Here is a 1,169-nt window from a genome sequence, read left to right as displayed (position 1 = left end):
CGGTTTGGTTACGATGTGGAAGGTAACCTGACGGCGGTAACGGATGCACTGGGGCAGCGCTACCAGTTCCGCTATGGGGCGTTCGATAACCTGCTGGAAGCGACCGACCCGCTGGGGGCAACGGTACGTTACCACTACAATGCGGAAGCGGAGTTCGCCGGGGTGACGAACAGTCAGGGACGGGACTGGACGTACGGTTTTGACCGCAGCGGCCGGCTGAGTGAGGAGCGGCATTACGACGGTCGGGTGTACCGCTATCAGTACGATGTGGCAGACCGTCTGGTGCAGCGCACCGCGCCGGATGGCAGCGCACTGCACTACGAGCATGATGCGGCAGGGCGGATAACGCGCATCACGGCACGGAAAGCGGACGGGGAAACGGACGGCATCACCGAACTGGCGTATGACGTGGCCGGTCGGCTGACGAAAGCCGCCAGTCCGGATGCGGTGGTGGAATACGCCTATAACCGTGCGGGGCAGGTGACGTCGGAAATGGTCAACGGCGAGGCGGTGCAGAGCGGGTACGACGCGGGTGGTCAGCGCGCTGTCGTGGAAGGGATTCTGGCCCCGCTGCAGCTGGCGTGGCAGTCGGGGCGGCTGTCGTCACTGGGTATTGGTTCACACCAGCCTCTGCAGTTCAGCCACACAGCGGCGGGCGAAGAGCAGCGTCGCACTAACGGCAGCGGGTTTGCATTACGCCACGAATGGAGCCCGACGGGGCTGTTGCAGCGTCAGGCGCTGGAAGGGGCGGACGGCCGGGTGAATGACGTGCTGGAGCGTCGTTATCAGTACGATGTGCTGGACCGGCTGACGGGTATCAGCGACAGCCACTGGGGTGAGCAGGCCTTCCGGCTGAACGGGGCCGGTCAGGTGACGGCGGAGCGCCGTGATGAGGGGCGGCGGCGTCAGGCGCGGCTGTTTGGCTACGACAGCGAACAGAACCTGTGCGAGGTGTCGCAGATAGCGCCGGGTCTGGGTGAGACGCTGAAGGTGCAGGATGCGGTGGTGCAGGCGTCGGCGCGGTACGATGCAGCGGGTCGAGTGGTCGAGCGTGGCCATACGCAATACCGGTATGACGACTGCGGGCGTCTGGCGGTGAAGCGCGAAACGCGGCCGGGGTTCAGGCCGAAGGAAACGTACTTTGACTGGGACGTGCAGGACCGTCTGGT

At 65.0% G+C, this 1,169-nt stretch carries 1 pseudogene; it reads left to right on the top strand.

The features are described from left to right. A pseudogene (locus ACIPUG_RS21415) lies at positions 1-1,169 on the top strand (hypothetical protein); the annotation flags it as partial.

Origin of the sequence: Pectobacterium sp. CHL-2024, assembly GCF_044751765.1 — a bacterium.
Lineage (GTDB): Bacteria > Pseudomonadota > Gammaproteobacteria > Enterobacterales > Enterobacteriaceae > Pectobacterium > Pectobacterium brasiliense.
The sequence above is the reverse complement of the archived record's forward strand: the minus strand, read 5'-3'. Positions and strand labels throughout refer to the sequence as shown.